9 protein-coding genes are annotated in these 7,554 nt (G+C 41.1%); all 9 read left to right on the plus strand.

Annotated features, from left to right (window positions below; translation table 11 throughout):
• Window positions 1–36 precede the first annotated feature (36 nt).
• Window positions 37–249, plus strand: a complete 213-nt coding sequence (locus PL8927_RS10860) for a hypothetical protein (protein ID WP_083621119.1) — start codon at window positions 37–39, stop codon at window positions 247–249.
• Window positions 250–274: 25 nt separating this feature from the next.
• A complete protein-coding gene (locus PL8927_RS10865) occupies window positions 275–433 on the plus strand; it encodes a hypothetical protein (RefSeq protein WP_197047384.1) in 159 nt (52 codons plus the stop codon).
• 197 nt (window positions 434–630) lie between these two features.
• Complete coding sequence (locus PL8927_RS10870; RefSeq protein ID WP_083621089.1) at window positions 631–981, plus strand: hypothetical protein; 351 nt, start codon at window positions 631–633, stop codon at window positions 979–981.
• A 98-nt stretch (window positions 982–1,079) separates the two neighbouring features.
• Window positions 1,080–2,600 carry a stress-responsive protein Ycf46 gene (gene ycf46, locus PL8927_RS10875; RefSeq protein WP_083621091.1) on the plus strand — a complete coding sequence of 507 codons (1,521 nt, stop codon included), beginning with the start codon at window positions 1,080–1,082 and terminating at the stop codon, window positions 2,598–2,600.
• A gap of 148 nt (window positions 2,601–2,748) precedes the next feature.
• On the plus strand, window positions 2,749–3,102 hold the full coding sequence (locus tag PL8927_RS10880; protein WP_083621094.1) for a DUF1257 domain-containing protein: 354 nt from the start codon (window positions 2,749–2,751) through the stop codon (window positions 3,100–3,102).
• A gap of 152 nt (window positions 3,103–3,254) precedes the next feature.
• The gene (locus PL8927_RS10885; protein WP_083621096.1) at window positions 3,255–3,935 is read left to right on the plus strand and encodes a Crp/Fnr family transcriptional regulator; all 681 of its coding nucleotides are present in this window, start codon (window positions 3,255–3,257) and stop codon (window positions 3,933–3,935) included.
• A 192-nt stretch (window positions 3,936–4,127) separates the two neighbouring features.
• Window positions 4,128–5,915, plus strand: coding sequence for a M61 family metallopeptidase (locus PL8927_RS10890; protein WP_083621099.1), 1,788 nt, complete (start codon window positions 4,128–4,130; stop codon window positions 5,913–5,915).
• A 33-nt stretch (window positions 5,916–5,948) separates the two neighbouring features.
• Window positions 5,949–6,428 carry a tellurite resistance TerB family protein gene (locus PL8927_RS10895; RefSeq protein ID WP_083621102.1) on the plus strand — a complete coding sequence of 160 codons (480 nt, stop codon included), beginning with the start codon at window positions 5,949–5,951 and terminating at the stop codon, window positions 6,426–6,428.
• Window positions 6,429–6,619: 191 nt separating this feature from the next.
• Window positions 6,620–7,471 (plus strand): hypothetical protein, encoded by an 852-nt coding sequence (locus PL8927_RS10900; protein WP_231505983.1) that lies wholly within the window; start codon window positions 6,620–6,622, stop codon window positions 7,469–7,471.
• Window positions 7,472–7,554: the final 83 nt, after the last annotated feature.

Below are 7,554 nucleotides of genomic sequence, written 5' to 3' on the forward strand. Positions count from 1 at the left end.
TGTACTAAATATTCTACCAAATCATCCTCTTTAATTATGCTAGAAATTCACAAAAATTATATTGTTGATGAAAATCAAAATCCGATTGCTGTTCAGATTCCGATTGCTGAATTCGAGAAAATCGAAGAAATTTTAGAAGATTACTTCTTAGGTAAAATGATGGCAGATGAAGAAGATGCAGAAATTTTATCTAAATCAGAAGCTCTCAAATATTATCAAGGGTTAAAAGAAAGTAATGTGGGTTGTTAGATATACAAAAAAGTTTTTAAAAGAAATGAATTCTCTCCCCCAAGATGTTCAGTCTCGAATAGAAATTATTGTTTTTCAAGAACTAGAATGCCAAAACCCATTTGAGTTAGGATACTTAAGTAAAATGAAAGGATATACTGATAACTCTGAACTTCAAGCATTTATTGATCGATACTCAGCTTGATAGAAAAACGAATTTATATTTTATCGTTCCCAGGCTCCCGCCTGGGAATACCATATTGATGAGGCTCTACCCATCCGCATCTTGTTAAATGTAACGAAATATTACAAATATGCCGTTATAGAGGCATAACGTCTTGACATCTTAGAAGGGGTTCGTTATCTTGATATACATACCCGGGTACACCAGTTCACCGTCCTATGCAAAATAAGCAAAAGGTAACTCTCTATCTTCCGCCGGAACTGCACCGCAAATTAAAAATTAAAGCGGCAGTTGAATCAGAACCGATGTCATCCATTGCTGAACGAGCCATTGTTTTCTACCTCAACAATTCCGAGTTGGTAGACGAAGTGGAGGCATCCTATGGACAAACCCATCGGGTTTACTCCTGTCCAGAGTGTTCCAGTTCCATCATTATTAAGGAAGGGGAATTAAGCTCACTAAGAGAGCAGCCCAGTGTCCTATCCGATGATGAACTTCCAGTCCAACCTGTGAGAGATGTAGAATCTAGCACGGCGCAATCGGGAGAAGAAGAACTGGTTCCTTGCTAAATCCCTAGCTTCGAGACTGGCGCGAGTTGTGTTCAGAATCGGACGTTAGGAATCTGAAATTCTGTAAACGTTACACCGTCTCTATTGGATCGAGGACTATGCAAGAAGAACTCAGTATCTTAATTGAAGCCCGATATCCTCTGATCTACCTCGTCACCTCTGAGGAAGAGCGGTCTGAGCAGGCGATCGCCAAAATCGCACAAGCAAAACGCCAGAGAGAGGTTTATGTGTGGACAGTGACTCGTGGCCTAGTCAAATATGATCAAGCCCGAACTGCCGTTCAGTCCAACACAGTCTCTCCGCAAGCGGCGCTGGAGTGGGTGATTCGGCACAGAGAGCCTAACGTAAGCGGAAGTATCTATATATTTAAAGATTTGCATCCCTTCAAAGATTCTCCTGAAGTGACCCGGTGTTTGCGGGATGCGATCGCCAGTTTTAAAGGCACAAACAAGACCATCATCTTGATGTCGCCGATTCAATCTATTCCCATCGAGCTAGAGAAAGAAGTTGTGGTTCTGGACTTCGCTCTGCCCGATCTGAAAGAATTGAATCAAGTGTTAACCGCCCAACTCGAACAAGCCCGGTCTCGACGTTTAACCACCGAAGGACGAGAAAAACTGCTCAAAGCAGCTTTAGGCTTAACCCGCGATGAGGCTGAAAAAGTCTACCGGAAAGCTCAAGTCACCGCCGGACGTCTCACTGAAGAAGAAGTTGACATTGTTCTCACCGAGAAGAAGCAACTGATTCGACGCAATGGCATTTTAGAATACATTGATGTCGATGAAACAATCGATTCAGTGGGAGGTTTAGAAGAACTGAAACGGTGGCTACACCAACGTTCCAACGCCTTCACCGAAAGAGCCAGGGAATATGGTCTACCTCAACCCAAGGGAATGTTAATTTTAGGGATACCCGGATGCGGAAAGTCCCTGATTGCCAAAACCACCTCTCGGTTATGGGGATTACCCTTGCTGCGCTTAGATATGGGTCGGGTGTATGATGGTTCAACGGTGGGTCGTTCCGAAGCTAACCTGAGAAACGCCTTGAAGACGGCTGAATCCATTTCCCCGGTGATTCTATTTATCGATGAATTAGATAAATCCTTTGCCGGAAGTGCCGGATCAGCAGATTCTGATGGTGGAACCTCCAGTCGCATCTTTGGATCATTCCTCACCTGGATGCAGGAAAAAAGCTCTCCTGTGTTCGTGATGGCAACCGCCAACCGCGTTGAACGCTTACCTGGGGAATTCCTCAGAAAAGGCCGATTTGATGAAATCTTCTTTGTGGATCTCCCCACAAAAGAAGAACGCCAAGATATTTTTAAAATTCATCTGTCCAAACGCCGACGGGAAATTGAACGCTTCGATTTAGAGCAACTTTCTACCGTTTCCGAAGGCTTTTCTGGAGCAGAAATTGAGCAAGCCGTAATCGCTTCGATGTACGAGGCTTTTGCTCAAGACCGCGAGTTTACGCAGCTTGATATCATTGCCGCCATAAAATCGACCCTCCCGTTATCCAAAACGATGAACGAACAGGTAACGGCACTACGAGATTGGGCGAGACAGCGCGCACGTCCGGCTGCATCTGCCATCGCTGAATATCAGCGCATGGAGTTCTAAAAGCTTACTCCTAGTCCAAATAGGAGATAAGGCTAGTCACCAAAACAGGCTAGCAGTTCCCAAAAAAAAAGCCGTCCTCTTATAAAGACGGCATTGATTCTAACCAAACCGTTGTTGTTTCGTTTTCAGTTCCACGGAGGATACCTAAATGTCTCACTTTAGCACACTGCGTACCAAAATCACCGATTCCGAAATCCTGAAAGCTTCTCTGCGCGATCTGGGCATTAGCACCAAAACTAGCGCCGATGTTCGCGGATACAACGGCCAACGGGTTCGTGCCGACTTGGTTGCAGTTCTTGAAGGCGAATATGACCTCGGTTGGTCTCGCAACAGCGATGGTACTTTCGATTTAATTGCTGATCTGTGGGGCGTTGCCAAAAAACACAACCAAACCGAACTGATCAACTCTATTAATCAAAAATACGCCATTAACAAGACCTTAGCTGATGTCAAACAGCGCGGTCTGCAAAACGCCAACGTAAAATTGGTTGTCCAAAAATAGTGGGTCAGAGCGTTCCCAAGCTTGCGGGTTAACCGAATTTAGACGGGTTAACCCGTTTTTCTATTTGCCAGTCGATCAATTTATGAGATATCTTAGTAATATTCAATAGAGTGGATCGGTAATCTACTACTTAAAAAACGTAGCGAATTCTCATGCAAACTGAAGCTTTTAGCGAGCTTTTTCCACTATTCAAGGGGGCCAATCCTGAAACATTAGAATGGCTGCTATCCGTTGCGGTCAAACATGAATATCCCGCCGACCGGGCTGTTGTCATGGAAGATGCTTGGGGAAATGCGGTTTATTTTGTCGTTTCTGGGTGGGTGAAAGTCCGACGTTTATCTGGGGAGGAAGTCGTGACATTAGCCATTTTGGGACATGGAGATTTCTTTGGAGAAATGGCGATTTTAGATGAATCCCCCCGTGCGAATGATGTGATTGCCCTATCATCAGTCCGATTAATTAGTGTTTCTGCTCAACGCTTTATCCAGACGTTGTTTAAAGATCCGCAACTTCATCATCGAATGTTGCAATTAATGGTGCGCCGTTTGCGTCAAACGAACCAACGCTATCAAATTCGTCACCGACCTCCTGCCGTAAAACTCGCCAACACCCTCGTAGAATTAGCCGAAAATTACGGTCAGCACAGTGAAAAAGGGGCGGACATTTTTAATATTCCTTTCCAAGATTTAGCAGATGTTACGGATATTTCCTTGGAAGAAACAAGCAAAATAATGGATAAAATTATGAGTAAAGGTTGGATGAGTATAGATGAAGAACAGCAAGTGATTCATTTGCTGAATCTCAAACATTTAAACCATCTGGCCAGTCAATAAATCTGAAACATTTAACGCGAAATCTCAGCGTCATCTACTACATCAGAATGCTTATCAATCGATTGATTCCCATTTTTTTCTCTGATATCTTTGCAACCTCTGAGTTGATTTTCCCTTCTGTTTAACGGTTAATTCCATTTACAGAGGGGAAACTTGTTGTTTAGAAACACTTATTTTTAACCGATAAAAATTATGACTGAAGCAACTCAAACCCGTCCTCCTTCTTCAACTCCGGTTACTCCTGTCTTACAATATTGGGTGGCGCTCCCTAAGCCCGAATCCCATTTATTTGAAATTACGTTACAAATTCGAGGAGATCTCCTTTCCTCCTCCCCATTAGATTTAAAAATGCCCGTTTGGACACCAGGATCTTATTTAGTGCGGGAATATTCCCGACATTTACAAGATTGGGAAGTTTGTGATCAGAATGGTAATCCCCTAAACTGGCAAAAAATTAGTAAAAATCATTGGCAAATTCAACCGGAATCTGCAACAGAAATTACGGTTTCCTATCGGATTTTTGCTAATGAATTAAGTGTGAGAACCAATCATTTAGACTCCTCTCATGGTTATTTTAATGGGGCGGCTTTATTTTTCTATATTCCCGGATATGAACAACACCCCATTCAAGTCACGATAGAACCCCCTAAAAATTGGACAGTTAGCACAATTTTACCCACAATTCCTAATCAACCCAATACCTTTTATGCTTCTAATTTTGATACATTAGTTGATAGTCCTTTTGAAATTGGAACCCATCAGTTATATGAATTTCAAGTTGAGGGAAAATCCCATCAATTAGCAATTTGGGGTGAGGGAAATCTTAATCCTGAACGGTTACTCAAGGATTTTCAAAAAATTATAGCCGTAGAATCAGAATTATTTGGGGGATTACCCTACAAACGCTATTTATTTTTATTACATCTTTCTAATCATGGCTTTGGGGGTTTAGAACATAAAAATTCTTGTTCTTTAATTTATTCTCGATTTGGGTTTCGTAATAACGATAAATATAATCGGTTTATGCAATTAGTCGCCCATGAATTTTTCCATTTATGGAACGTTAAACGCATTCGACCCAAAGCCTTAGAACTGTTTGATTATGAACAGGAAAACTATACTCCCTCTTTGTGGTTTTCTGAAGGAACAACCAGCTATTATGATATGGTGATTCCCTACCGGGCGGGAATTTTTGATGTTAAAGGGTTTTTGAATGCGATCGCCAAAGATATTACTCGCTTACAAACCATCCCAGGGCGGTTAGTTCAACCCTTAAGTGAATCGAGTTGGGATACTTGGATTAAACTCTATCGGCGAGAATCTCATAGTGATAATAATCAAATTTCCTATTATTTAAAAGGGGAATTAGTGTCATTTTTACTGGATTTATTAATCAGAGAAAAACAGGGAAATCAGCGATCGCTCGATGATGTTATGCGTCAAATGTGGGACGAATTTGGTCAACCCGAAATCGGCTTTACTCCTGAACAATTAGAACAGGTGATTGAATCTATTGCTGAAACCTCTTTAAGGGATTTCTTTCAAAACTATTTATATGGACTGGATGAACTTCCCTATAATCAATATTTAGAACCCTTTGGGTTACAAGTGGTCGCTGAAACAACGGATGAAACCCCCTATTTGGGCTGTAAAATAGCCTCAGAAAAAGGTCGAGAAATAATTAAATTTGTGGAAGTCGGGAGTCCGGCTGAAACCGCAGGATTAGATATTAATGATGAACTTTTAGCCTTAAATGGATTTAAAGTCACCTCTGACCAATTCCATGAACGGTTAAAAGATTACAAACCGGGAGATACAGTAGAATTAACCTTTTTTCATCAAGATTTATTGCGAACTTGTCAAGCTACCTTAACATCTCCCCGTCCTAATCATTACAAAATCGTTTCTGTTAGCCAACCGACCCCTCAACAAAAACGAAATTTTGAAGGCTGGTTAGGGTGTCCTTATCACAATTTATGAGATGATGAGGGGGAAATATTCAGAGGTTAGGCGATGGAAGTACCACCCCCTCCTTCAATTACACCCCGTCAGATGAATCTATTGCGGGTTGTAACCTCAATGGCTTGGTCAGATGGAGAATTAGCAACGGAAGAAGTTGATGTCATGCTGAATCAATTTAGCCGTTTGTTTGCGAAACAGGAACAACAACAGCAACAACTCCAACAGGAATTAAGGGATTATTTAATGCAAAATATTCCCTTAGAGGAGTTAATTCCTAAACTCGAAACCCAAGCCGAACGAGAACTGGTACTTGTCTTAGGATATGAAGTGATTAACTCCAGCGCTCGCACCCCAGATGAACCTAAAATTAACCCGGACGAAGCAGCCGCTTATCAAACATTATTACAGTTACTAAATCTTCCTTCAGATGTGGTTCAACGTCTGGAAGAGCAGATGGATAGTCCCTCCCATTCTAAAGCAGAATTAATTGAAACCATCACTCGAAAATTAGGAGCATTTATTCAAAAATAATCAGTAAGTTTGTAGGGGTGGGTTCATCAAGGTTTTAGTAAATTCATCAAGATCCAAGTGAACCCGCCCGTACCCATCATCAGTCATCAGTCATCCGTTTTTAGTTCTTACCAACTATTAATATAAACTGTTAAATCTCCCCCTGATAACTGATAACTGATAACTGTTCCCTGTTCCCTATTCCCTGCTCTATGTCAAATTTAATGAATGACATTGCGAAACAAGCCCACAATGGTCGTGTTCCAGCCATCATTCAAATCATTAATCAACAAATGACTGATTTAGGAGTAAGAACTCGTGCGGTTTTTACCCATGATGTTTTGCAACTGCTTTGTGAGGCTAAAAATCCTGAATCTTTAGATAAATCAACTATTGTTACCCAAATTCGTGAAATTTTGGAGTCAATTTCTCCCCGTAATATTCGTCGAGTTAGAATTAATAGTCGTATCCTTAAAGAACAGCAATTACTGTGGTTAGAAAATATTACCCAAGATCCTGAAGATCAATTGCTGTGGTCAGAAGATATTATTCTCAAAAAACCGAATATTTTTAAACAGTGGGATAAGAGAATTCCATCTCAAAATGCCAAAAATAATCAACCTATTTTCAATAACCTATCCTCAACTTCCCCGCCAGAAAAACGTCAATTTCCACTAAATTTAATTGTCGCTGTTGCTGTGAGTTTAGTATTAGGATTAATGGGATTTTTTCTGTACAATGAGTTACAATTTCAATTATTCAATACCTTACAATCTAACAAAAAAAACAATGTTGAAGTATCCCCTTCCTCTCTCCAAACTTTATCATCAAAAGAACAATTTACCCAAGCAGTGAAACTGGCTACTGAAGCCTCCGCCGAGGGAAAAGTGGCTGATACCCGCCAGGAATGGTTAGAAATTGCTCAAAAATGGCAGCAAGCCGCTGATTATATGGCGAAAGTATCTCCTGATTTTGAACGTTATAAAATAGCCCAAGATCGAGCCCCATTATATCGTCGAAATCAAGAACAAGCCCAACAAAAAGCTGATGAATTGAATCAGTAATCATTTGAAAAGGGAACAGGGAACAGGGAACAGGGAACAGGGAATAGGGAATAGGGAATAGGGAATAGGGAATAGGGAATAGG

The sequence above is a fragment of the Planktothrix serta PCC 8927 genome (assembly GCF_900010725.2).
Lineage (GTDB): Bacteria > Cyanobacteriota > Cyanobacteriia > Cyanobacteriales > Microcoleaceae > Planktothrix > Planktothrix serta.

What these genes read in the sequence shown, in the direction of transcription:
- PL8927_RS10860 (WP_083621119.1), top strand. Translation starts at nt 37, where the DNA reads ATGCTAGAAATTCACAAAAATTATATTGTTGATGAAAATCAAAATCCG.
- PL8927_RS10865 (WP_197047384.1), top strand. Translation starts at nt 275, where the DNA reads ATGAATTCTCTCCCCCAAGATGTTCAGTCTCGAATAGAAATTATTGTT.
- PL8927_RS10870 (WP_083621089.1), top strand. Translation starts at nt 631, where the DNA reads ATGCAAAATAAGCAAAAGGTAACTCTCTATCTTCCGCCGGAACTGCAC.
- ycf46 (WP_083621091.1), top strand. Translation starts at nt 1,080, where the DNA reads ATGCAAGAAGAACTCAGTATCTTAATTGAAGCCCGATATCCTCTGATC.
- PL8927_RS10880 (WP_083621094.1), top strand. Translation starts at nt 2,749, where the DNA reads ATGTCTCACTTTAGCACACTGCGTACCAAAATCACCGATTCCGAAATC.
- PL8927_RS10885 (WP_083621096.1), top strand. Translation starts at nt 3,255, where the DNA reads ATGCAAACTGAAGCTTTTAGCGAGCTTTTTCCACTATTCAAGGGGGCC.
- PL8927_RS10890 (WP_083621099.1), top strand. Translation starts at nt 4,128, where the DNA reads ATGACTGAAGCAACTCAAACCCGTCCTCCTTCTTCAACTCCGGTTACT.
- PL8927_RS10895 (WP_083621102.1), top strand. Translation starts at nt 5,949, where the DNA reads ATGGAAGTACCACCCCCTCCTTCAATTACACCCCGTCAGATGAATCTA.
- PL8927_RS10900 (WP_231505983.1), top strand. Translation starts at nt 6,620, where the DNA reads ATGTCAAATTTAATGAATGACATTGCGAAACAAGCCCACAATGGTCGT.